25 protein-coding genes and 1 tRNA gene are annotated in these 24,428 nt (G+C 37.4%); 6 read left to right on the top strand and 20 right to left on the bottom strand.

Going from position 1 to position 24,428, the window contains the following annotated elements:
* Positions 1 to 2 precede the first annotated feature (2 nt).
* Positions 3 to 87: transfer RNA gene (locus IW15_RS05275), tRNA-Ser, on the bottom strand.
* Between the two features lie 210 nt (positions 88 to 297).
* Positions 298 to 513, bottom strand: a complete 216-nt coding sequence (locus IW15_RS05270) for a hypothetical protein (protein WP_034709756.1) — start codon at positions 511 to 513, stop codon at positions 298 to 300.
* A 210-nt stretch (positions 514 to 723) separates the two neighbouring features.
* On the opposite strand from IW15_RS05270, the gene IW15_RS05265 reads away from it, so the two are divergent.
* Both IW15_RS05265 and IW15_RS05260 read left to right on the top strand, forming a co-directional pair.
* Positions 724 to 1,230: a hypothetical protein gene (locus tag IW15_RS05265; protein ID WP_034709755.1), complete on the top strand. Its 507-nt coding sequence runs from the start codon at positions 724 to 726 to the stop codon at positions 1,228 to 1,230.
* A 210-nt stretch (positions 1,231 to 1,440) separates the two neighbouring features.
* Positions 1,441 to 1,800, top strand: a complete 360-nt coding sequence (locus IW15_RS05260; protein ID WP_034709754.1) for a helix-turn-helix domain-containing protein — start codon at positions 1,441 to 1,443, stop codon at positions 1,798 to 1,800.
* A gap of 455 nt (positions 1,801 to 2,255) precedes the next feature.
* Here the strand turns inward: IW15_RS05260 and trxB are convergent, their stop codons facing one another.
* Positions 2,256 to 3,197 carry a thioredoxin-disulfide reductase gene (gene trxB, locus IW15_RS05255; protein ID WP_034709752.1) on the bottom strand — a complete coding sequence of 314 codons (942 nt, stop codon included), beginning with the start codon at positions 3,195 to 3,197 and terminating at the stop codon, positions 2,256 to 2,258.
* A 281-nt stretch (positions 3,198 to 3,478) separates the two neighbouring features.
* Positions 3,479 to 4,516 (bottom strand): DNA polymerase III subunit delta, encoded by a 1,038-nt coding sequence (holA, locus tag IW15_RS05250; protein WP_034709751.1) that lies wholly within the window; start codon positions 4,514 to 4,516, stop codon positions 3,479 to 3,481.
* Between the two features lie 7 nt (positions 4,517 to 4,523).
* Here holA and IW15_RS05245 point away from each other — a divergent pair, with 7 nt between their 5' ends.
* Both IW15_RS05245 and IW15_RS05240 read left to right on the top strand, forming a co-directional pair.
* On the top strand, positions 4,524 to 4,955 hold the full coding sequence (locus IW15_RS05245; RefSeq protein ID WP_034709750.1) for a type I restriction enzyme HsdR N-terminal domain-containing protein: 432 nt from the start codon (positions 4,524 to 4,526) through the stop codon (positions 4,953 to 4,955).
* A 502-nt stretch (positions 4,956 to 5,457) separates the two neighbouring features.
* Complete coding sequence (locus tag IW15_RS05240) at positions 5,458 to 6,201, top strand: dienelactone hydrolase family protein (protein WP_034709749.1); 744 nt, start codon at positions 5,458 to 5,460, stop codon at positions 6,199 to 6,201.
* Positions 6,202 to 6,379: 178 nt separating this feature from the next.
* On the opposite strand, the gene IW15_RS05235 is transcribed toward IW15_RS05240, so the two are convergent.
* The 4 genes from IW15_RS05235 to IW15_RS05220 form a co-directional block, all read right to left on the bottom strand.
* Positions 6,380 to 6,757 carry a PEGA domain-containing protein gene (locus IW15_RS05235; protein ID WP_034709748.1) on the bottom strand — a complete coding sequence of 126 codons (378 nt, stop codon included), beginning with the start codon at positions 6,755 to 6,757 and terminating at the stop codon, positions 6,380 to 6,382.
* Positions 6,758 to 6,911: 154 nt separating this feature from the next.
* Entirely contained in the window at positions 6,912 to 7,274 is a 363-nt protein-coding gene (locus IW15_RS05230; RefSeq protein WP_034709747.1) for a cupin domain-containing protein, read from the bottom strand.
* Positions 7,261 to 7,800 (bottom strand): GNAT family N-acetyltransferase, encoded by a 540-nt coding sequence (locus IW15_RS05225; RefSeq protein ID WP_034709746.1) that lies wholly within the window; start codon positions 7,798 to 7,800, stop codon positions 7,261 to 7,263. Before IW15_RS05225 ends, IW15_RS05230 begins: the two co-directional genes overlap by 14 nt.
* 4 nt (positions 7,801 to 7,804) lie before the next feature.
* Entirely contained in the window at positions 7,805 to 8,410 is a 606-nt protein-coding gene (locus IW15_RS05220; RefSeq protein ID WP_034709745.1) for a DUF2911 domain-containing protein, read from the bottom strand.
* Between the two features lie 270 nt (positions 8,411 to 8,680).
* On the opposite strand from IW15_RS05220, the gene IW15_RS05215 reads away from it, so the two are divergent.
* Entirely contained in the window at positions 8,681 to 9,532 is an 852-nt protein-coding gene (locus IW15_RS05215) for a hypothetical protein (RefSeq protein ID WP_034709744.1), read from the top strand.
* 114 nt (positions 9,533 to 9,646) lie between these two features.
* Here IW15_RS05215 and IW15_RS05210 read toward each other — a convergent pair whose 3' ends face one another.
* From IW15_RS05210 to IW15_RS05175, 8 genes are all read right to left on the bottom strand, one after another.
* Positions 9,647 to 10,693, bottom strand: coding sequence for a bifunctional transcriptional activator/DNA repair enzyme AdaA (locus tag IW15_RS05210; protein ID WP_228384302.1), 1,047 nt, complete (start codon positions 10,691 to 10,693; stop codon positions 9,647 to 9,649).
* Positions 10,690 to 11,466, bottom strand: a complete 777-nt coding sequence (locus IW15_RS05205; RefSeq protein WP_034709881.1) for an isocitrate lyase/PEP mutase family protein — start codon at positions 11,464 to 11,466, stop codon at positions 10,690 to 10,692. Before IW15_RS05205 ends, IW15_RS05210 begins: the two co-directional genes overlap by 4 nt.
* A gap of 66 nt (positions 11,467 to 11,532) precedes the next feature.
* Entirely contained in the window at positions 11,533 to 12,003 is a 471-nt protein-coding gene (locus IW15_RS05200; protein WP_034709743.1) for a DUF1203 domain-containing protein, read from the bottom strand.
* A gap of 91 nt (positions 12,004 to 12,094) precedes the next feature.
* Positions 12,095 to 12,955 (bottom strand): hypothetical protein, encoded by an 861-nt coding sequence (locus IW15_RS05195; RefSeq protein WP_034709742.1) that lies wholly within the window; start codon positions 12,953 to 12,955, stop codon positions 12,095 to 12,097.
* 1 nt (position 12,956) lies between these two features.
* Entirely contained in the window at positions 12,957 to 13,670 is a 714-nt protein-coding gene (locus tag IW15_RS05190) for a hypothetical protein (RefSeq protein ID WP_034709741.1), read from the bottom strand.
* Between the two features lie 83 nt (positions 13,671 to 13,753).
* Positions 13,754 to 16,936, bottom strand: coding sequence for a carbamoyl-phosphate synthase large subunit (gene carB / locus IW15_RS05185; RefSeq protein WP_034709740.1), 3,183 nt, complete (start codon positions 16,934 to 16,936; stop codon positions 13,754 to 13,756).
* A 202-nt stretch (positions 16,937 to 17,138) separates the two neighbouring features.
* Complete coding sequence (locus tag IW15_RS05180; protein ID WP_034709739.1) at positions 17,139 to 18,212, bottom strand: carbamoyl phosphate synthase small subunit; 1,074 nt, start codon at positions 18,210 to 18,212, stop codon at positions 17,139 to 17,141.
* Between the two features lie 82 nt (positions 18,213 to 18,294).
* Positions 18,295 to 19,185: an aspartate carbamoyltransferase catalytic subunit gene (locus IW15_RS05175; RefSeq protein ID WP_034709738.1), complete on the bottom strand. Its 891-nt coding sequence runs from the start codon at positions 19,183 to 19,185 to the stop codon at positions 18,295 to 18,297.
* Positions 19,186 to 19,428: 243 nt separating this feature from the next.
* Here IW15_RS05175 and IW15_RS05170 point away from each other — a divergent pair, with 243 nt between their 5' ends.
* Positions 19,429 to 19,890 (top strand): Lrp/AsnC family transcriptional regulator, encoded by a 462-nt coding sequence (locus IW15_RS05170; RefSeq protein WP_034709737.1) that lies wholly within the window; start codon positions 19,429 to 19,431, stop codon positions 19,888 to 19,890.
* An 82-nt stretch (positions 19,891 to 19,972) separates the two neighbouring features.
* Here the strand turns inward: IW15_RS05170 and argH are convergent, their stop codons facing one another.
* The 4 genes from argH to IW15_RS05150 all read right to left on the bottom strand — a co-directional run bounded on the left by argH (position 19,973) and on the right by IW15_RS05150 (position 24,381).
* Entirely contained in the window at positions 19,973 to 21,277 is a 1,305-nt protein-coding gene (gene argH / locus IW15_RS05165; protein ID WP_034709736.1) for an argininosuccinate lyase, read from the bottom strand.
* Positions 21,278 to 21,529: 252 nt separating this feature from the next.
* Positions 21,530 to 22,612 carry a M20 family metallo-hydrolase gene (locus tag IW15_RS05160; RefSeq protein WP_034709735.1) on the bottom strand — a complete coding sequence of 361 codons (1,083 nt, stop codon included), beginning with the start codon at positions 22,610 to 22,612 and terminating at the stop codon, positions 21,530 to 21,532.
* Entirely contained in the window at positions 22,587 to 23,381 is a 795-nt protein-coding gene (gene argB / locus IW15_RS05155) for an acetylglutamate kinase (RefSeq protein WP_034709734.1), read from the bottom strand. Before argB ends, IW15_RS05160 begins: the two co-directional genes overlap by 26 nt.
* Positions 23,382 to 23,421: 40 nt before the next feature.
* Positions 23,422 to 24,381 (bottom strand): N-acetylornithine carbamoyltransferase, encoded by a 960-nt coding sequence (locus IW15_RS05150; protein WP_034709733.1) that lies wholly within the window; start codon positions 24,379 to 24,381, stop codon positions 23,422 to 23,424.
* Positions 24,382 to 24,428: the final 47 nt, after the last annotated feature.

The following is a 24,428-nucleotide window of genomic DNA, read 5'->3' as shown; positions in this document are numbered from 1 at the left end:
AGCGGAGAGAGAGGGATTCGAACCCCCGGACCTGTTACAGTCAATAGTTTTCAAGACTATCGCAATCGACCACTCTGCCATCTCTCCTGAATAACGGCGATACCGTTGTTTTCAGTGGTGCAAATATATAACGTTTTTTATTTCCGACAAAACATTTTCTGAAGAAATTTTAACAAAGCTTAATAATGGGCTTACAATCAGGTGAATTATTTTCAGTAACACTTTACACAATATACCAAACCTTATATTTCAAAAGTAAATATATTATCTTAAATAAGTATTTTTGTTTAGCTCGCTCTACTCTTCCCGGCCCACTATAGCAATGAAACTATTTTTTATAAGATCTGATGGATATACAAACTGATCTCCGTTTTCTCCTTTCACCACAATAGCCCCCTGTTCATCGTTCAGGCATTTGTCTAGTTGGGCTTTCATTTCATTAAGGCTTCCATCCGGAACCTCAACAATATAAGTACCTGTAATGTGTTTGATTTTTATGACTTTTCTATCCATATTAATTTTTTAGATTGGGAACTAAATGTAGGGATTTTACTTTAAGTACAAGCAAAAATATAAGGAAATGAATTTTAAGTATTAGCGTGAGATTATTATTAATTATGACGGTTTTAATTCACAACGGAAGTTTTGAGAAGCATTTTATAGAACAGCTATAATCCTTGTTTTTAGACCTTTTTGTTATATTTGCCGTAAAAACATATATTAATGCCAGGTCTTACTCTCAAAAGGAAAACAGAATATTTTCAAAATGAAAAAGAAAAAAAGGAATTTATCTTTAGTACTATCGATAAATTAATTGTATTGTTTCCAGATTATGATCACTTTCGAATAAGTGATTTCTATAAAGTAATTGAACCAGATATCTCCAAACGAAAGAAATTTCATACTATTACACATTATGTTGAAAGTATTCTTATTGAAAAAAGAATTATTGAAACAATCCCTAATTACAATTTACAATATAAACTAACTGATAATGGTAGAATTGCTAAGGATAAAGGTGGATATAGGAAATATTTGAAAAGCATTAGCGTTAAAAGAGATTATGTAAAAATTGGAAGTTTTATTATTGCTTTTTGCACATCAGTAGCAACTATAACTTTCTTGGTTCTAAACTATAAATTAACAGTAAAAAGAGATAAATTAGAAATGGAAAATAAGCGACTACACTCAACGATTGATTCATTAAAAAATAAACATAAATTAAAATAATCATCCCACTTAACTTTATATTTTATTTCTTAATTAATGTCTTCCGAATCTATTTATACAATTGAACGTGATCAATACTGCAGTCAAATGAAATATAATTACCAAATATAAATTCCAAAATTTCCCTTATCATTTCACATTTTATAATTTTCAATTATCATAGACCACACAATTTTTTTCTATATTTGTACAAAACACATCCCTATCACTATGGAAAAGCTAAGAAATCTAAGAAAGCAAAGAGGTTACACGCAGGACTACATGTCTAAAATTATAGCCACCGACGTATCTAACTACAGCCGTAAAGAAAGCGGTGAAGTAAGGATATTTGAGGATGAATGGGAAAAACTGGCTAAAGCATTAGATGTTCCTGTAGAAGATATTAAGGAAGACAAACCTGGTAATACAGTCAATTTTAATGACTCAGCTACCAATTCAGGTCCATTTCTTAATACTCATTACAGCATTCCAGATTATATCTTAGAAAGCCAACAAGAGTATATCAACCTTTTGAAAGAACAGATTGAAGCTTTAAAAGAGGAAAATAAGAAGTTAAAATCCAAAAGATAACCCATAAGAAGTCATTATATAAAAAAAACTGCTCCTCTGAAGCAGTTTTTTTTAGTTTAGGGATATTATCCGCTTCACTAACGGTCGGCAGCCCGTTGCATAAGCCCCTCTATCCCCTTGCATAACCCTCTGGAGGGGGCTCGGAAGCCCCCATCCCCCCTTACCTAAGGGGGAAAAACAACTTCATCAAGGGGATAAAGGCCGTTATGGAACACCCTTTATGTACTTAGAAAGAGGCTGGAGACGGTTAAGTAAGGGGTTAGCGACGGTTTTAATGAAACTTAAGTGTAAAGAAATATTTGTTTCCTTTTTAAACCACCCCGTCAAATCTTTGATTTGCCACCCCTCCGAGGGAGGGGAATGGGATCCGATGAATGTGACTTTTGTGGCTCATCAATATTTTCCATAAAAAAAGCGCACCCGGTGGGTGCGCTTTGTATTATAAAATCTGAAGATTAATGTAATTCAGCAAGGTATTTTTCCGCATCCATTGCAGCCATACATCCGCTTCCTGCTGCTGTAATCGCCTGTCTGTAGATGTGATCCTGAACATCTCCTGCCGCAAAAACTCCCGGAAGGTTGGTTCTTGTAGATCCTTTTTCTGTTGCAATATATCCATTCTCATCAAGGTCTATCTGTCCTGCGAAAATATCAGTATTCGGTTTGTGTCCGATGGCGATAAAGATTCCATGTACATCTACTGTAGATTTTTCCTGAGTCTGGTTATTGATTACCACCGCTCTTTCTACCAGGTTGTTTTCCCCTTCAATACCGATTAATTCATGGTAGAATTTCACCTCAATATTAGGAGTGTTATGTACTCTGTGAATCATTGCTTTTGAAGCTCTGAACTCCCCTTTTCTCACCAACATGGTTACTTTATTTACCAATTTTGCAAGGTATGTAGCCTCTTCTGCAGCTGTATCTCCGGCACCTACCACTACTACATCTTTTCCTCTGTAGAAAAATCCGTCGCAAGTCGCGCATGCAGAAACTCCGCCACCATTATATTTTTTCTCGTCATCAAGGCCTAAATATTTTGCCGTAGCTCCTGTAGAAATAATAACTGATTTTGCAAAAATCTCTTTGTTTCCGGCGTATAATTTATGTACTCCTCCTACTTCTTTAGAAAGCTCTACTTTGGTGATCATTTCATAATGCACTTTGGTATCAAACCTTTCTGCCTGCTTCTGCAGATCCATCATCATTTCAGGCCCTGTAATCCCGTTTGGATATCCTGGAAAGTTATCAACTTCAGTAGTTGTTGTTAACTGCCCGCCTGGTTCTAGTCCTGTATATAATTCAGGTTTTAAGTCTGCTCTTGCCGCATAAATTGCCGCTGTGAAACCAGAAGGTCCAGATCCAACGATCACACAATCTAAAATGTTTTGCTCCATAATTTACTTGTTCAAAAGATTGAAATTAACGTCTGCTAATTTCGGAATTTTTAATGTTTTATTAAAGTTATTTTAATGATACTTGTCAATAGTAAGTATGTGGTTTTTCGATAGGAATTGGTTTGTGGTTATTGGTTGATCGTTGATGGATATTAGTGTTTAGCTTTTAGTGTTTAGTATTTGGTGTTTGGTGTTTGGTGTTTGGTTTTTTAGTAAAAGTGATAATAAATTTTCCAATATTGAAACCCTGTCAACTATTAACTGCCAACTATCAACCCAAGCTACACTTTCATCTTAATTCTATCTACGTTAATAATCTTGTACACCAGTTCCTTAATGAGTTCGGCTTCGCTCATATTGACGGCTCCAAGGCCTTTTCCTTTCATATCGAATTCCCTTAAAATAGAGATTACTCTTGTCGCATGTTTCAAAGGGTATAATCTTGCAGATTCGGCATAATCTTTAATAAAATAAGGATTAATTCCCATCTGCGAGGCGATCACCTGCTGTGGCTGCCCTATCATCGTCTGATATATAATCACATTGGAAAAATAGGAGTATAAACTCGCCAGCATCATTACAAAAGGATTATTTTTGGGATTCTTACCCATAAAATGAGCAATTTTAAATGCTGCACTGGCATTTTTAGTTCCCAATGCCTTCTGAAGTTCAAAAATATTGTATTCTTTGCTTATTCCGATGTGGTTTTCAATGATCGTTCCGTCTAATATCTGCCCTTCTTTAAGGATAATCTTTAATTTATTCAGTTCATTGGCAATCCTGGAAAGGTCATTTCCGAGATATTCTGCTAAAAGATGAGAAATATTGGGTGCGGTTTTTATTTTTAAAGCCACACATTCGTCGGCGATCCATTTGGGAAGGTTACTTTCTTTCACCGATTCGCTTAAAAAAAGTGCTTTTGCTTTATCTAACGCTTTTGCCGCTTTTTTCCGGCTGTCCAACTTTTTATGTTTGTGGGCAAAAACCAATACTGTAGAGGGTACATGGTTTTCTATATAGGCTTCAAGTGCCCTGTTCTCCTCTTCATTCAGTTTCAGATCCTGAGCTTCTTTTACAATAATTAACTGCCTGTCCCCCATCATCGGAAACTGTCTTGCCAGAGAAAGGATCTCCTGGTAAGAGGTATCTTTTCCGTACACCACAGTTTGGTTAAAAGCTTTTTCATCTTCGGCCAGCAAGTCGTGTTCAAACGATTTTACGGCAACATCAATAAAGTAAGCTTCTTCTCCGTGTAAAAAATAAATCGGTAAAACTTCTTTATTTTTAATATTTTTGAGGATTAAATCTAATTCTTTCATCTTATTAATGGAACTTCCAACACTGAATTTTCAGGAAACTTTTGATTTTAAATTCAAGAAAGACAAAGATAAGTTTTTTATTTATGATTTAGTTCGTAAAACTTACCTTCTCCTTACCCCCGAAGAATGGGTAAGACAGCACTGGGTGCACTATTATCTCACTGTAAAAGCCTATTCTCCATCAGCTTTAATCACTGAAAAAAAGATCGTTTTAAATGGCCTTACGAAAAGAATTGACCTTCTGGTTACAGAAAAAACCGAACCTATTATTCTAATTGAATGTAAAGCTCCGCATATTAAATTAACGGAGAAAACATTCGAGCAAACGGCGAGGTATAATTCTATTGTTGGGGCTAAAGAAATTATCCTGACCAATGGTTTACAGCATATTAATGCCTATTATGAAAACGGGCAGTACCAGTTTTATAAAAAAGACTAGTCTTTTTTATAAATTATTTTAATGCGGCTTTTGTGATTTTATTTTTTGACCACAGATTTTCTCAGATTGGCACAGATGATTGTGTTGAGCTCTCGCAGATTATGCTAATTAAGCAGATTTTCTCTTTTATGATGAATGAAATCTTTTGTAATCTTAGGTGTGCTTCTATGCATAATACATTAACTTTAAAATATCTTAAGTATAAAAAACTTTTGTGTTTTGTGGTTTATATTTTGAGATTAAATAAGCATAGATTAAATGTTTGTTGCCTTTTTTAACCACCCCGTCAAATCTTTGATTTGCCACCCCTCCGAGGGAGGGGAATGTGATCCTATAAATTAGAGTTGACTTAACAGATATGATTAAATAAAAACGTCATTCTATAATAGTTTCTGTCTCTTTATTGTAAGTTATTTTTATTAATTTAGATGAGGAATTTATTATCTAAAAAGGATTCTCTTTTTAATGGTATTTACGTAACACCGATAAAAAATAACAATATATGACACGTTCAATCTTATTTACTGCATGTATGATGGCAACAGGAACTTTATTCAGTCAGAACCTTAAAAAGGTTTCTTATCAGGATGGTACTCAAAAGCTGAATGGCCTGGTCACTTCCAATGCAGGAAAAAAACTTCCCGGAGTATTGATACTTCCCGCCTGGAAAGGAATTGATGATGAAGCAAAAGCTGCCGCTGCCGAACTGGAAAAGCAAGGCTATATTGCTTTTGTAGCAGATATTTACGGGGAAGGAAATATTCCGGCTGACAATGCTGCTGCAGGTAAAACAGCGGGCTATTATAAACAGAATTATGAAGCGTATCAAAAACGCATTACCCTTGCACTGGATCAGCTTAAGAAAAATGGAGCTGTTACCAATAAAATTGCCGTAATCGGATATTGCTTCGGCGGAACCGGCGCACTGGAATCTGCAAGGGGAAGTTTACCTGTTGCAGGCGTTGTTTCCATCCATGGAAGCATCGGTAAGGATCAAACGAGAAAAAACGGGCCTATAGCTACTAAAATTCTGGTGGAAAATCCAGCGGATGATCAAGGTGTGACACCGGAAGATTATAATAACCTCATCAAAGAAATGAACGAAGGAAATGCAGACTGGCAAATCATTACGTACGCCCATTCCAAACACACCTTTACGGATCCTAAATCACCGGATTATAATGAAGTGATGGCGAAAAGAGCATGGAATCATACGCTGATGTTTTTAAAGGAAATTTTGAAATAATTTTAATTAATGTAGCAATCTAGTAATATAACAATTTAACAATAGGTCTCTATTGTTTACATGATAAAATATGCTTCGGCTTTATTAGCTTGACTTTATGATACGGTTTGAATCGTTATTAAGTATGATACTGGGTAGAGCCGAAGCATTTTTAGTTCTTTTAAGTATTTAATTATTCTTATTTAGCTTCCAGTTCAACGGTATATGCTTTTGGAGAATATTTTGTAAGAGAACCTGTGGCAGCGTCAATTCCAACACCGATGGCTCCCCCAAAAAGGATGTTCAGCAGGGTTACTGCATTAAAGTTTTTCTGCAGTTTTACTTCTTTGCTCACAAAGCCTTCTTTTTCAAAGGTTACCATCTGCTTGCTTAATGATCTTGGTATATCAGCTGTACAAGGAGTTGTACATTTTTCGATTCCTTTGTGAATGACTTTAGCCCCGTCCGGAGTTGAAGTAAAGGATATTGAATCTTTGGTTCCCGTAAACATAGATGCGCATGAAGTGGTAGAAAGCGCGATTCCCAATAATAATACAATTGATAAATTGTGTTTCATATATTAATTTTTAGCGCGGCGAACTTACAAAAATAATAAGACAATAAAGTGTTGTTAACGGATAATATTTCACCTATTTTACGAGCATAAAAAAAGCCGCAACCCTTATGGGTACGGCCTTTTTAATATTTCGTTTTATTCTAACAGGAAAATCCTATTCTTCCTCTCTATTCACAAGATCGATGGAAAAGGCGGGAAGACAGATGGCAATATATTCGCAGGCTTCAGAGAAAGGATTGCTGTAGCGTACTCTGGCTCCTTTTTCAACCAGAATGCTTTGTCCTTTTTCTAAAACAACAATTTCCCCGTCTATTTCAAACTGCTTTTTACCGGAAACAATAATGGTAAACTCATCAAACTGAGGTGTCTGATGGGGTTCACTCCAATCCGGCGGCGCTACCATATGGGCAATGGAGATATTGGGATTCTGAGTAGAATTTCCCCAGTGCTCTTCAATCAGTTTTCCGTCTGTAGTAGGCACTACAAAAGGAGATTTTTGAATTTTATATTTTTTCATTGTGCCAGTTTTCTTTTTTTATTTCATATACAAAATTGGTTCTGGTAGGTTCCGCGAAATAGGCAACTTCCTCTTCCGCAATTTTTTCTCCTCCCAATCTTTCCAGGGCAATCTGCGAACGGAAATTTTCTTTTCCGATATGGAAGTGTGCTTTATCTACAAACTGAAAAATATAATCCAGCATCAGCTTCTTAACCTGTGGATTAATGCCTTTTCCCCAGGATTTTGTACCATAAAAAGTATATCCAATGAAAATACTGCTTTCCTGTTCATCAAAATTATAGAACCGGGTACTTCCCAGCACTTCGCCTGAAGATTTTTCGATGATTTTGAATGCGCCACCACTCTCCATCGCGCCTTTGAAAAAGTTCTCAAAAACTTCTCTTTTGTACCGGTCTTTATTGGGATGCTGTTCCCAAACTTTCGGATCGGAAGCCGTTTCATACACAGATTCAAAATCCCCTTGCTGCAAGGGGATTAATTGATATTCCTGGTTTTCTAAAATAGGTTGAATCGAAAAATTCATATGCTTAGCTTTTTGCTTTTGCAGCGTCAGATTCTATTTTTTTAATTTCTTTCAGTTTGTCTGTAATTTTGATAACAGCATCCGGTTTTGCAGGTTTCAAAGCAACTTCTGCCTGAGCAAAATCCCACTTAATCACCAGATTCCCGGAGTTTTCATCTGTAGGATTCAGCGTGATTTCAAACCACTCCTGCTTGTCTGCCAATTTATTAACAGGTACGGTAACATCCAGTACATCCTGTTTTGCATCATAGGTATAAGCTCCCCACTGCTGGAAATCTTTATTTAAAATAACTTTCCATTCTTTTTCTGTAGGTACAATAAACAAACCGTATGTTCCGGCAGGAATTATTTTCCCTCCGAAATTCACAGACTGTCCGAATGTAATTTTTGTTGATGAGTTGGCACCTGCTCTCCAAACCTGACCGTAAGGAACGAGTTCTCCAAAGATTTTACGTCCTTTAACGCCTGGTCTTCCGTAATCTATTGTGATTTTAGACATTGAAAACTGCTGTTCTACCACCTGACGCGGACTTGCTGCCGGTACTGAATAATCTTGTGCAAAACTGAAAGCTGAAGCTGATATGCAAAGTGCAAATAGTAACTTTTTCACGTGTAAATTTTTGTTTAAAAGTACGAAATTAAAATAAAATGCTTTCTATCATTGCAATAGATTTTACCTTCTGTTTATCGAGTTGATAGTTGATAGTTGATAGTTGATAGTTGATAGTTGATAGTTGATAGTTGATAGTTGATAGTTGCAAAATTAATAATACGCAGAAGAATTGTAGGTCTTTTCAATTTTAATTCTGTATTGCTTTCCTGTTCCGAAAATAAAGGGTACTTTTCTCATTCTAAAATTTTTAATTCCTAACCGTTTTCTATGTTAAAAAAAATAAGTTTATTATGCATACTGTCCGCAGGATTTTTCACCATAACAGCGCAGGAAAAAATCCCTTTCCGGATGACCAAACATAATAATATCATTATAAAAACTCTGGTGAATGATAAGGATTCGCTGGATCTGATGTTTCAAATCGCTATGGAAGATGCCTCCATCTCTCCGGAACGGCAGAGAAAAGCGGATCATATTATTTTTGATAAAGATGATATCAGTAAAAATAATACGGTGAAAATCGGGAAATTAATCAAGAAAAATGTGCTGTTTGCTAATAATGAACTGACCGGACATGAAGCTGACGGAAAAATAGGAACTGGACTTTTTGCAGGAAAGGCATTTAAAATCGATTATGATCATAATGAATTTGTAAGCTATGATCAACTACCTGATGTGAAAGGATATCAGGCTATTCCCCTGCTTCTGCAAAATGGGCAGCTTTTTATTGCCGGGGATAATGTTATTGACGGAAAGCAGCACGAAGCTTATTTTCTTCTTCAATCGGGTTATTCCGGAGGACTGCTGTACAGTAATGAGTTTTCAGACGAAAAAGATCTGGAAAAAAAGCTGAAGGTTACGGGTGAAAAGACTTTACGAAATTCCAGCGGACAAAGCGTGACCACTAAAAATGGTGTTCTTCCTTTTTTCAAATTAGGAACTCTTGTTTTAAAAGATGTAAGTGCCGGATTTTTCACGGGAAACCTGAAAACCCAGAGAGCCAATTATTTTGGAGCTGATGTCATCCGCAGGTTTATATGGATCATTGATCCTGACCGGAAAACGGCTTACATTAAACCCAGTCAATATTTTTCAGCACCCTACTATAAACTGAATTAGACGGTAAGCTTCTGTAATGCCCTAAAGAGATTTGTCAGATAAAATCGGGGTAAGGATTTGCTTAAAAAGATCTTTACCTCGAATGTTTTAATGCTTTTATCCGAAGATTAGATTTTATAATAAAATAGCGCCTTCCAGTTCTAATAGTTTCTGTTTCCGCCATATTCCTCCTGCATAGCCTACGAGTTCACCACTTGATCCGATCACCCGATGGCAGGGAATGATAATGGCAATTTTATTAATTCCGTTTGCGGTTCCTACGGCACGGACAGCTTTGGGATTTCCAAACAATACTGACTGCTGTTTGTAGGTTCGGGTTTCTCCGATCGGTATTTGGCTTAGTAATTCCCATACTTTCTTTTGAAATTCTGTTCCGGTAGTATATAATGGAACATCAAACTGAATCCTCTTCCCTTCAAAGTACTCTTTCAATTCTTTTTCAAGCTGTACAAAGTGCTTGTTTTCTCCCTGGACGATTTCAGCATTCATTGCTTTAGATAATGACTGAAACTGTTTTTCAATATTTTTCCGGTCTGTAAATTCAAGCAGGCAGATCCCTTCCTCCACGGCACAGGCGAACATGGTTCCTAAAGGGGTTTCAATCCGTTTAAGGTCAATAATGTTCTGTTTTTGGGTGTTTTTCGGAGAGATTCCCAATATTCCTTTAAAGCGTTCATTAAAACCGCTTAAGCTTTCGTATCCTGAATCTAAGGCCACCTCAATAATACTTTCTCCGCTTTTTATTTTCTTAAATGCTTTATTGATCCTGAATTCTCTTTGGAAAGCCTGAAAAGTCATGCCATGATTTTTCAGGAACCAGCGGCGGACGGTTACTGGTTCAATATTTCTTTCCACAAGATCTGAGTCTTTTATTTTTAAGGACGCATCCTGCTGCAATTCCTCTAATAATCCCTGAATATAAGCCGGAGTTTCATTCAATTTATCCAAAGGTTTACATATTTTACAGGGTCTGTAACCTTTTTCTATCGCTTTTTCAGTTTCAAAAAAGAATTCTACATTTTCTTTTTTGGGTTTTCTGGCTGTACAGGTCGGCCGGCAGAATATGCCTGTGGTTTTTACCGCCATCCAGTAGCTACCTTCAAATGAGGAATCTTTGTCTAAAGATGCCTGATACATCCTGTCTTCCGTCAGTTTCATCATGATATAAAAATTGGTGAGAAATTTTGTTCGGCACTGATTTTCAGGACAGCAGCCTCCAACTGATCGTAAATATACCCATTTAAAAAGTTACCGGAAGAGATTCTTTTTACACCCAATTCCTTGAGGGTTTTAAAATCAGGAAGATCCGGCATACACATCACACTAAACGGAAGTTGCGCAGCATGAATAACGTGTTCAATATCCTGTACTTCTGTAATGCATGGAACAAAAATTCCGTCTGCCCCCACTTCCTCAATGATTTTCATCCGCTGAAGGGTTTCTTCCACTGCATTTTCTACGCCTAACAGAAATGGATCTATCCTTACATTAACGAAAATTTCAATATCCTGTTCTTTAAGTTTCTTAATAATTGTATTTAATTTTTCAAAAAAATCCTCTGCACTTAATAGTTTTCTGGTTCCGTCAATGATGACACTGTCTTCAATGTTGATCCCTACAACGCCAGCCTTCGCCAGTCTGGAAATGTTTAAAACAATCTCATCAGCAGTTTTTCCATAGCCCCCTTCCAGATCAACGGATAATGGAACGGATACCGATTTCAGGATTCTTTCCACGATGTAGAAATATTCTTCAAAGCTCATATTTTCTCCGTCTTCATAGCCCAGGCTAAATGCGACAGCCGAGCTTGAAGTCGCTATTGCCTTGTAGCCTGATTTTTCATAGACCTTAGCACTCTGAACATTCCAAACGTTTCCAATCAATAATGGTTCATTCTGCTCATGCAGTTCTTTGAATTTCTGAATTGCTGTCATTTTTAATTTTTTATCAAAAGTAATAGGGATGCTGTTTTTATGCAACCGAAAAATGGACAAGTATTTTTATATTCTTTTTACGACACAGTTAAAACATCCCGGTTTCGCATTGTGAAGATGGATGTATTCAATTTCCGGATTTTCCAGCATTTGTGAAAGTTTTCCCTTTAAAAATTTTCCTTCGGAAACATCAGCAGCAATCATCATTGCCTGTTTGCTGTAGCCACGAATTGAAAGTAATCTGTGATGAAACATGATCGGAATTTCGTTGATTTCATATGTTTTTGTTACTTGATTTGCCCTTACAAAAACAGGCCCGTTTGCCCGGTATGGAGAATTGACATTATGAAAATCATAGTTGAGGAGAAAAACCGTTTCACCGACAGCAGCATCTTCCAAAGTAATCCTGCAAGGAAATCCCGGGAATTTATCTGCTTTTATTTTCTTAATATTATGCTCTGAGAGTTCAGTTTCAGAAAGGTCATTTAAATACTTAAAATTCAAATGATGCAATGCTTCCAATTTAAAATTATTCATTTTCTTTTTTTACAAATTTAAATTACCTGCATTCATGATTACAACCGAAAAGTGGACATGTATTTTTTAAGAATTTTATATGAGCTATGCTTTATTTTTTATGCTTAATCACATAATTGAATTTCAGCACTGTTTTATGCCAAAGTGTTAGCGTTTGTTCCGCTGAAATACATTCACCCTCAGAATTTATAATTAATCGATCACGGAAAGATCTGATGAACTGTGACCAATATTCCCCTTTAGAGTCTTTCAACAGAAAGTAAAATCCGGCATCTCCAAATTTATTTCCCGATGAATCTAATATCAGTTCCCCATCTTCTCCAACGCCAGGATTCATAATAACAGTCGCATTTCCATTGGGTAAAGGGAAAACTGCTTTTATACAGGTTTTTCCTGACGGAAGCGTACAAACTCCATATATTCCTGAATAGACAACTTTACGGCTTGATTTAATGGCTCTAAACCAAAAGGTGTACTTTACTTCATTCGAAACAGGATCAATAAGTGTGATGATTTCACTGTTTAAAGACTCACCGTCTTTACTATTTTCCGTTGGAATGTTTAACTGATTGATTCTTATACTGAATAGTTTGTTTACCAATACTCCGAAAAGTTTAAAATAGGGATTCCATTGTATGGAGAAATTTAAATCATAATCAGCTGTATTTTCATAAAATAATCTGACTTGTTCGGATAAATTTGAGAATTCAATTTCTGATAAATTGAGTTTTTTCATCGACGGAATTAAGCCTCGTGATGGAGTTTCTCTGTCAATAATGAGGTTTTCCTGATGAGCGAAATTTCTGATAAAATCATCGCCGTTTGACTCTAAATTTCCAAAAGGACCTATTAGCCAAGGAAAATCATCAGCGTTAATTTTCCTGCCTCTTAGGATGACCCATTGCTGGGTAAACCAGTCCTGAAATTTCTGCATCGGATACGCAAATGCCATCTTAATTTTTATTGGTAAGGTTAGGTATAAAATTCTTTTGTCCTTTCCATTCTCCAAGTTCGGAAATCGGTTGGAAACGCAGAGTGGTAAATTCAAAATGAAAATCTTTTCTGTTTCTTTCTTTCATTGCATTAACGTGTTTTTTAGATTGATGACCTGTACTATGGCCGTGTACCATATCTGTCATTTCCTTTTGCGATTTCCAAATGGAAAATGTGGAGACGGTACGGGGAAATCTAATGGATGCTAAAGATAAGGTTGTTCCCGGATGATCCCGAACCTGTTTTTCCACGGGCCTTCCCCAACGAATAAATCTTGGAATTTCGGGAAGTTTCATTCTCGCAATGGTAACTGCAACCACAGGAGCTTCCGGTGATTCTATTTCGGACATTTCAGTTGGAATCTTAAATCCCGTTATGCTTCCCCACTGCCTGAGAAAAGATAATTTGGTATACCATCCTTTGGCTAATATTCTACCCAACTTGTTTTCGGACAAAAAATTGTCAATGACTACTTCGTTTTCCCATTGGGCAAATACTGCAATTTCCCTTACCAGCATCCGCGATGGTGAAAAAACAGGAGAACCCAACGTCATTGCAGTCATACATTCTGCATGAATTAAACCTTTAACATTTTTAGGTACAGGTGGAAATGCAATAGCTTTAAGGGCTGACCAATACGATGTTCTTACAAGATGGTAAGTGAATATACTCATGTTCAAATGTATCTAATTAATTTCCAAAATAAAAATCCCCGTAAATTTCTTTACAGGGATTAAGATATATATTTCTTTCGAAATTACATTGCATTCATTTTAAAGGTCATGCTTTCGATTACCTTTAAAATTGCTTCTACAGTGTCCATAGAAGTCAGACAAGGCACTCCGTTTTCAACACTCATTCTTCTGATCTGGAATCCGTCTCTTTCGGACTGCTTTCCTTTCGTCATGGTATTGACTACATACTGTACTTTTCCTTTTTGGATCAGGTCGATAAGATTAACGTCGTCTTCTCCTATTTTATACCCTATTTTACAAGGAATTCCTTTTTCTGCAAAGAATTTAGCAGTTCCTTCGGTAGCCCAGATTCTGAACCCTACTTCATGGAATCTTGCTGCCAGATCTGCTGCTTCCTGCTTATGTTTATCTGCTACGGTGAACAAGATAGATCCGTGCATCGGAACTTTTCTTCCTGCCGCGATTAATCCTTTGTAAAGCGCTTTTTCAAGTGTTGTATCTTTCCCCATTACTTCTCCTGTGGACTTCATTTCAGGTCCCAGGGAGATGTCTACCTTCGTTAGTTTAGAGAATGAGAATACCGGAACTTTCACAAAGACTCCTTCTTTATTAGGAACCAATCCGTTTTTGTAACCTAAATCTTTCAGTTTCTGTCCTAAGATGGCTTTTGTTGCCAGGTTAGCCATCGGCACATCCGTGATTTTAGAAAGGAAAGGAACCGTTCTTGATGAACGTGGGTTTACTTCGATCACGAATACATTTCCATCAAGTAACACGTACTGGATGTTCATTAATCCGATTACGTTCAATCCTTTGGCCAGTCTTTCGGTATAGTCTACTAAAGTATCAATTTCTGCCTGGGATACATTTTGTGGCGGATACACAGCAATTGAATCTCCGGAGTGAACTCCTGCTCTTTCAATGTGTTCCATAATCCCCGGAATAATCACCGTTTCACCATCGCAGATCGCATCTATTTCCACTTCTTTTCCGGTAATGTAACGGTCGATCAGGATCGGATGTTCAGAGTTTTCCTGTACTGCATTATTCATGTAATACGTAAGCTCCTTGTCATCGTACACAATTTCCATGGCTCTTCCTCCCAATACGTAACTTGGACGAACCAATACCGGGAAGCCAATTTCGTTAGCAATCACCAAAGCTTCTTCTTTAGTAAAACAAGTTTTTCCTAATGGCTGAGGAATTCCCATTTCCTGAAGTGCTTTTTCAAATTTATCTCTGTTTTCAGCTCTGTCAAGGTCTTCCAGGGTAGTTCCTAGGATTTTCACGCCATAACTTGCCAATTTATCTGCCAAGTTTATCGCTGTCTGTCCTCCAAACTGTACAACCACTCCTTTTGGTTTTTCAAGATCAATGATGTTCATTACATCTTCTTCCGTAAGCGGCTCGAAGTATAATTTATCTGAGATCGAGAAGTCTGTAGAAACTGTCTCAGGGTTATTGTTGATGATAATCGCTTCATACCCCATCTCTTTGATCGCCCAAACTGAATGTACGGTAGCGTAATCAAATTCAACTCCCTGACCGATTCTGATAGGTCCTGAACCCAAAACAATGATCTTTTCTTTATCGGTAACAACACTTTCGTTTTCTTCTTCGTAGGTTCCGTAGAAATAAGGGGTTTCACTTTCAAATTCCGCTGCACAGGTATCTACCATTTTGAAAACCGGCAGTACTTTGTGTTCCTGTCTGAAATTATACACATCACGTTGAGAAACTTCCCAAAGATGAGCGATATTCAAATCGGCAAAACCTAGTTTTTTAGCTTTAATTAAAGTCTCTAAGTCGAATTTGTTATCAGCAATTACTTTTTCGAAATCGATGAGTTTTTTCATTTTCCAGATGAAGAATTTATCGATTTTGCTCCATTCTACGATCTGCTCCCAGTCGTATCCTCTTCTTAACGCATCTCCGATGATGAATAATCTTTCGTCATCACATACTCTGATTCTTCTTTCGATTTCTTCATCGGTTAAAGCATCAGCCTGCTTTTTCTTTAATCCTAAATGTCTGATTCCGGTTTCCAGAGAACGGATTGCTTTCTGTAGAGATTCTTCAAAGTTTCTTCCGATTGCCATTACTTCTCCTGTTGCTTTCATCTGCGTTGAAAGTCTTCTGTCCGCAGTTTCGAATTTATCGAAAGGGAATCTTGGGAATTTAGTAACCACATAATCCAATGCCGGCTCAAAACAAGCGTACGTTTTACCGGTCACCGGGTTCATGATTTCATCCAGCGTTAATCCTACTGCAATCTTAGCCGCAATCTTAGCAATCGGGTACCCTGTTGCTTTACTTGCCAGGGCTGAAGAGCGGGAAACTCTTGGATTCACCTCGATGATGTAATAATCAAATGAGTGAGGATCCAGGGCCAGCTGAACGTTACATCCACCTTCAATTCCTAATGCTCTGATGATTTTCAGGGAAGCATTTCTCAATAACTGATATTCTCTGTCCGAAAGCGTCTGTGAAGGCGCTACCACAATAGAGTCTCCTGTGTGTACTCCTACAGGATCTATATTTTCCATGTTACAAACCACAATCGCATTGTCGTTGGCATCACGCATTACTTCATATTCTATTTCTTTGAAACCTGCGATGGATCTTTCAATAAGACACTGGGTAACCGGGCTGTATTTAAGACCCAGTTCAGCAATCTCTTTCAATTCAGCTTCAGTGGAAGCGATTCCGCCTCCTGTTCCTCCCATGGTAAACGCAGGACGAACAATTACCGGGTATCCGATTTCGTCAGCGAAACGCAATGCACCTTCTACGGTATTTACAATATCAGATTCAGGTACCGGCTCGTTCAGCTCTCTCATCAGCTCACGGAAAAGATCTCTGTCTTCCGCTCTGTTGATGGCTGAAAGTGTAGTTCCCAGTACTTCTACTTTACATTCTTCAAGAATTCCTGAGTTTTGTAATTCTACCGCCATATTCAGTCCGGTCTGACCTCCCAATGTAGGAAGCAGTGCGTCAGGACGTTCTTTTCTGATGATGTGGCTTACAAACTGAAGTGAAATCGGCTCGATATATACTTTATCAGCGATCTCAACATCCGTCATAATCGTTGCAGGGTTTGAGTTGATCAAAATAACCTTGTAGCCTTCTTCTCTTAAAGACAAACAAGCCTGCGTTCCTGCGTAATCGAATTCTGCTGCCTGACCGATGATGATTGGTCCGGAACCGATTACTAAAATTGTTTTTATATCTGTACGTTTTGCCATTTTTTTGTTTTGAGAAAGTCAAGATTCCAGAGCTAAGAGCCAAGATTCCAGACTTTGTATTTTTTACTTTTTATCTGACTTATTTTTTCATGCTTTGTCATTCCGAGGTACGAGGAATCTGATTTTTAATTCAAAAGATTCTTCACTGCGCTTTCGCTTCGTTCTGAATGACAGGGTCACTATCTACTTATTGATGTCTCTCTTATTTCTTAAAATCTTCCATCAATGTAATGAACTCATCAAACAAGTAGTTTGCATCTTCAGGGCCAGGGCTTGCTTCCGGGTGGTACTGAACAGAGAAGCAAGGGTGGATTTTGTGTTTTAATCCTTCGTTGGTTCTGTCATTCAATGCGATGTGTGTTTCTACAAGGTCTGTTCCTTTAAGACTTTCCTGGTCTACTGCATATCCATGGTTTTGGGAAGTGATAGAAACCGTGTTTTTTGCTAAATCTAAAACCGGGTGGTTTCCACCTCTGTGTCCGAACTTTAACTTGAACGTTTTTGCTCCACAAGCCAGACCTATCAGCTGATGTCCTAAGCAGATTCCGAAAATAGGAACTTTACCTAATAATCCGCGGACCATTTCCAGTGCCTGTTGGTTGTCCTCCGGGTCACCAGGACCGTTTGAAAGCATAATCCCGTCCGGATCCATTAATAAGATCTCTTCTGCTGTTGTATCGTGGGATACGACAATGATATCACAGTTTCTGTGAGATAATTCTCTGATGATTCCCAATTTGGAACCGAAATCTACCAATACCACTTTGAAACCTCTTCCCGGGTTGGCGTATGGTGTTTTTGTAGAAACCATTTCCACCTGGTTGGTTGGGAAAGTCGTTCTTTTTAATTCTTCAACAACAGCATTTTGATCAGCATCATCATTTACGATCTTTCCTTTTACAACTCCGGAGTTACGAAGAATCCTGGTCAGTCTTCTTGTGTCAATTCCTGAAATCCCTGAAAGATTTTTCTTTTTGAATAATTCGTCTAGAGTAATCTGCGTACGGAAGTTGGAAGGCAGGTCACAAAGTTCTTTTACGATAAGACCTTTAATAGCCGGTTCAATACTTTCGTAGTCGTCACGGTTGATTCCGTAGTTTCCGATCAGTGGATAAGTCATACAAACGATCTGACCGCAATAAGACGGATCGGAGATCAGCTCCTGATATCCTGTCATCCCGGTGTTAAAAACCACTTCACCAGCAGTATCCAACTCTGCTCCGAAACCTTCTCCGTGAAAAACCTCTCCGGATTCTAATATTAATTTCTTTTTCATTTTTACTTTTTTTGTACAATGTCAGTTGTAAGATGTACTCTGTATTCTTACTTTTCACATTGTACATTATACTTTTTACAATCTATTTAAATTTAAATCCTTTTTCTTCCAACGCTTCTTTAAGAATAGCCATTCTTGCGAAAACCCCGTTCTGCATCTGCTTAAAGATCCTTGAACGTTCACACTCTACAAGATCTGTATCGATCTCAACCCCTCTGTTAATCGGTGCCGGATGCATGATGATTGCTTCTTTTTTCATGAGCTGTTCTCTTTCTTTCGTCAATCCATATTTTTTATGGTATTCAGAAGCGGAGAAACTCATTTGTGCATCGTGTCTTTCGTGCTGTATTCTCAGCAGCATTAATACATCCACATCTTTGATCATTTCGTCTACAGAAAGGTACGTTCCATTAATTAATGCCCCTTCATCAAACCATTGTTCTGGTCCTGAGAAATACACTTTAGCTCCCAGCCTTCTCAGTGCTTCTGCATTGGAGTTGGCCACACGGCTGTGTTTCACATCTCCCACAATCCCTACTTTCAATCCTTCAAATTTTCCAAACTCCTGGTAGATCGTCAGCAGATCCAGCATGCATTGTGATGGGTGGTTTCCTGTTCCGTCTCCCCCGTTGATCACCGGAATGCTGATGTCTTTTAATTCTTCAAAATACCGGTCTTTTTTATCTCTGATTACGACCAGGTTTACGCCTACGCTCTCCACTGTCTTTACAGTATCATACAAACTCTCACCTTTGTTTACGGAACTGTGGGAAGCATCGAAAGGAACGACCTGCAATCCTAATTTTCTTTCGGCAATATCAAAGCTTGTTTTTGTTCTTGTACTGTCTTCAAAGAAGAGATTTGAACAAAAAACTTCTCCTTCAATTTTAGCAGTTTTTCCTTCAGCAAAAGCCATAGCTTCTGTCAGTATACTGTTGATTCTCTCGGTACTTAGTTCTGTAATCGTAAACATAATATCTTAATTTTTTTACATAAAAAAAGCGAAGACAAAAATCTTCGCTTAATAACAATAAATATCGTAAAGGGCGCTTTCGCCCGGTAAATCTAATGATATAAATACTTTTTTATTCATTAGGTGCAAAGATATAACATTTCCCCGATATGACAAAACTAAATTTTCAAAAAAATTAAAAACCTTCAATCACACACTATTCTCATTTTTTCTTAATATTTTTGTTATCTATCAAACTAATATATGGACGCTAAAGACAAAATGATTCTCAGTATTATTCAGGAAGACTCTACTTATTCTGTAAAAGAAATCTCAGAAAAGATCGGTCTTACTTTTACCCCAACGTATGAACGTATCAAACAGCTGGAAAAACAGGGAATCATTGAAAAATATGTAGGTCTTTTAAACCGCGAAAAATTAGGCCTTAATATTGTGGTATATTGCAATGTCCGTCTCAAGGAACAGTCTCAAAAAGTACTGGAAACTTTTGAAAAAAACATTGAAAAACACGATGAAGTTCAGGAAATCATCAGCCTTTCAGGTGAATATGATTATATGCTGAAAATCATTGCGAAAGACATTAATTCGTATAATGATTTTGCGGTTAATGTTATTTCAAACATCCCTAATATCGGGCAATACCACAGCTCTATCGTACTGCATGAGGTGAAAAAATCCACTAAATTTAAAATTGATCTGGACTAATTTTCAATAATTTTATAAACCATTAAGATTTTTAAAGTGATTAAGATCTGACTTAAGCTTCAATACTCCTAATGGTTTACTATCAACCCAATATTTTATTTTTCAGTTTATTAAACTGATATTCAATCTTATCTAAACAAAGGTTTCCTATACTTCCCTGATGGGTATGGCTGAGTTTTCCTACTTCAAATTCAAACTCGTTATTTTCAATTTCCTGCCCTATTTTTACATAGGCATCACGGAAGGAACTGCCTTTTTTAACTTCTTCATTGATTTTTTCTACACTGAAGAGGTATTTGTATTTTTCATCTTCCAGAATCCCGTCTCTCACCTGAATATTAGGCAAGGTATAGTTTAAAATTTCCAGACATTCTTTTAAAGAATCAATCGCAGGGAAAAGTATTTCCTTGGTTAGCTGCACATCTCTGTGGTAGCCTGAAGGAAGATTGCTGGTAAGCAGAATAAGCTCATTCGGTAATGACTGAATTCTGTTGCAACGCGCTCTTACCAATTCGAAGATATCCGGATTTTTCTTATGCGGCATAATGCTACTCCCTGTGGTAAATTCCTTCGGAAAGCTTATAAAATCGAAGTTCTGACTGAGATACAGGCAAACGTCATATGCAAATTTCCCAAGTGTTCCGGCTAACGTCGCCATCGCCATCGCAAGCATTTTTTCAGACTTTCCTCTGGTCATCTGCGCATATACGGAATTGTAGTTCATCGACTGAAATCCTAAGTTATAGGTCGTACTTTCCCGGTTGATCGGAAAGGAAGATCCATACCCTGCAGCCGAACCTAAAGGATTTTTATTGATGATATTTTTCACGGAAAAAAGCATTTCCACATCATCCAGCAACGCTTCTGCATATGCTCCCAGCCAAAGTCCGAAAGAAGATGGCATTGCAATCTGAAGATGAGTGTAGCCCGGAAGCAATACCTCTTTATGCTGTTCTGCCAATTGAATCAGGGTTTGGAAAAAACCGTCCGTAAGGGTTGTAATTTCACGGATTTCATCTAAAAGATAAAGCTTGATATCCAACAGCACCTGATCGTTTCTGGATCGTGCCGTATGGATTTTCTTTCCTGTATCTCCTAATTTTTCTATTAAAATCGCTTCGATCTGGGAATGGATATCTTCTGCCGAAGCATCGATCTCAAATGTTCCTGCTTTAATATCTTCTAAGACAAGCTCCAGAACAGAGAGCATCTGTTCGGATTCTTCTGTTGAAATAATTCCCACTTCTGCAAGCATTTTGCAGTGCGCCATAGAACCTTTAACGTCATATTTCGCTAAACGTTCATCAAAATCAAGATCTTTACCTACGGTAAATGTATTGACTGCTATATTGGTGGCCAGGTTATCCTTCTGCCATATTTTTTTCATAATTTCTTTATTTAAATAATTGAGTGCAAACACTCAAGTTTATTTTGACTTCGCCCGGTATGGCTTCCTTTATTATTGAAAAATTGTAACAATTTCCACATTCAATAAAAACCATGTTCCTAATTCTGTTTTTTGCATAAATCTTTATTAAAAACGATCCGCTGCATTACTGCCATACAGGGCTGGGTCAAAACATTTTTTTATTAGACTTCAGATGTTAGATTTCAGACTTTGAATATCTGTGTCTGATGTCTACAAGACTTTTTCTAAAATTTGGATGTATATTTCAATCCCCTCTTCTATTTCTTTTACTTCTATAAATTCATCCGCAGTATGGGAGCGCCTGCTGTCTCCGGGTCCAATTTTCACTGAGGTACAGGGAATAATGGCCTGATCAGATGATGTTGGTGATCCGTAACTTGTCCTTCCAATAGCTAATCCTGCCTGTACAAAAGGATGATCCCTTTCTATTTTCGAAGAATTTAACCTAAAAGACCTCGCTGTCAATGTAGATTTCATCTGTGCCTGAATGATCTCAAAAGCTTCCTGATTGTTATATTCATCCGTAACCCTCACATCGAGTGTAAAATGACAGGCTTCAGGAACTACGTTATGCTGTACTCCGGCCTGAATTCCCGATAATGTTATTTTTACCTCACCCAAATAATCCGATACCTTTGGGAATTTGAAATTCACAATATGCTGAAGGTCTTCAAGACATTTTACAATCGCATTGTCATTATTCGGATGTGCGGCATGGGAAGGGGTTCCTTTCATTTCTCCATCAATCACCAGTAGTCCTTTTTCTGCGATAGCCAGATTCATCTGCGTTGGTTCTCCTACAATGGCCAATTCTATCTTCGGAAGTTGAGGGAAAAGTCCTTCAATCCCATCAAACCCTGAAATTTCTTCCTCCGCTGTCAAAGCAATTACGAGATTATAATCCAAGTCTTCTCTTTCATAGAAATGTAAAAAAACCTGTGCCATAGACACCAGCGAAGCGCCTGCATCATTACTTCCCAGGCCATATAGTCTTCCTTCTTTTTCAATGGCTACAAACGGATCCAGCGTATAAGCTTTATTAGGTTTTACGGTATCGTGATGAGTGTTGAGCAACACAGATGGTTTAGCATCATCAAAGTGCTTATTAACGGCCCAGATATTATTTTTATAACGTTCGGTAGGGACCTGATGCTTTTTAAAAAAGTTTTCGATTTCTACGGAAGTATTGTATTCATCTTTACTGAATGAAGGAATTTCAATCAGTTTCTTCAGCAGTTCAACCGCATTGTTAAACAGCTCTTCTTTACTATAAACAGATTTCAGTTCCTGCATGATGGTTTTGTATATGGTTTTTCAGTTCGGTTTCTTTGATCAGGAATACTTTAGACACCTTATTTTTCACGGCTCCCAATGCATTTTCAAGTTTGGGAAGAATTCCTTTATGGAGTTTTCCGGCTTCTTTTAAAACAGAAAATTCTTCTTCAGAGATATTTTTAATAACGGATTTAGGATTTTCCACGTCCTCGAGCACTCCTTCTTTATCAAAACAATACAACAATTCTACCTCATATTTTGCAGATAAAGCCTGAGCAATTACCGAAGCAATCGTATCTGCGTTTGTATTAAAAAGATTTCCTTTTTTATCATGGGTAATTGCTGAAAACACGGGGACAAGTTTTAGTTTAATTAATTTTGAAATCAACTTCTTGTTCACACTTTTCTTCTCAATATCACCCACAAATCCGAAATCTATTTCAGCATGTTCTCTTTTTTTTGCTTTAATTAAATTTGCATCAGCACCGGAAAAACCTATTGCCTTGCACTTTTTCTGCTGCAGTTTGGCCACTATATTTTTATTGATTCTTCCTGCATACACCATTGCCACAATATCGAGCGTTTCTTTATCCGTGATTCTTCGTCCGTTGATCATTTTTTGTTCAACACCTAATTTATCCGCCAACGTGGTTGCCAGTTTTCCGCCTCCGTGAACCAGAATTTTCTTTTCCGTAATTTCAGAAAACTGCTCTAAAAACTCGTTCAATAATGCCTCATCATCAATTAAATTACCGCCGATTTTTATGATGTATAATTTTTCTTTCATTGTAAACGTTTTTTTTGCGAATGTAAACCTAGGTTTGATTTTATTTAGATTTTAATTCATCTAAAATCTCTGAAAAAACAGCCTGTGCAGAGAAAATACGGTTTTTAGCCTGCTGATAGATGATAGAGTTTTCACCGTCCATTACCTCATCGCTTAATTCTACGTTACGACGAACCGGAAGACAGTGCATTACTTTAGCATTGTTGGTATTTTCCAGTTTTTCAGCGGTTAACATCCAGCTTTCTTTCACTTCAGGCATAGTTGCATATTCGTCAAAAGACGACCAGTTTTTAACGTAAACAAAATCAGCATCTTTTAATGCTTCATCCTGATTATGAAATACTTTTGTATCTTTTGTGAAGTTTTTATCAAGATCATACCCTTCGGGGTTGGCAATCACAAAGTCGACATCCATTTCCTGCATCCATTCTGTAAAAGAATTCCCTACAGCTTGTGCAATAGGCTTAATGTGTGGCGCCCAGGTTAAAACTACTTTCGGCTTACGCTCTTCTTTCCAGTTTTCTGTGATGGTAATACAGTCGGCAAGACTTTGCAATGGGTGGCGGGTTGCTGATTCAAGGGATACAACAGGAACTTTTGCATGTTTTTCAAACTGGCTCATAATGCTTTCATTCACATCATCTTCCTTACTTTTCATTCCTGCAAAACAACGGACTGCAATAATATCACAGTATTGGTTCAATACTTCAATGGCGTCTTTGATATGCTCTACCGTATCCCCGTTCATTACAGCTCCGTCGGCAAATTCAAGATTCCAAGCTTCCTGGGCGGCATTTAATGTCAATACATTAAGTCCTAAATTCTGTGCAGCGATCTGGCTGCTTAAACGCGTTCTTAAGCTTGAATTTAAAAATACAAGGCCTATTGTTTTTCCTTTTCCTTTTTCTGTATCGGAAAGAGGGTTTTCTTTAATTTGTAACGCTTTTTTTATAATGTCCTGTAAGTTTTCAATATCGCTTACAGAGGTAAAATTTTTCATTGTTTTGATGTTTAAAGATTTTTTATCTTATTTATTGTATTGATTTA

The organism is Chryseobacterium soli, assembly GCF_000737705.1.
Classification (GTDB): domain Bacteria; phylum Bacteroidota; class Bacteroidia; order Flavobacteriales; family Weeksellaceae; genus Chryseobacterium; species Chryseobacterium soli.
The sequence above is the reverse complement of the archived record's forward strand: the minus strand, read 5'-3'. Positions and strand labels throughout refer to the sequence as shown.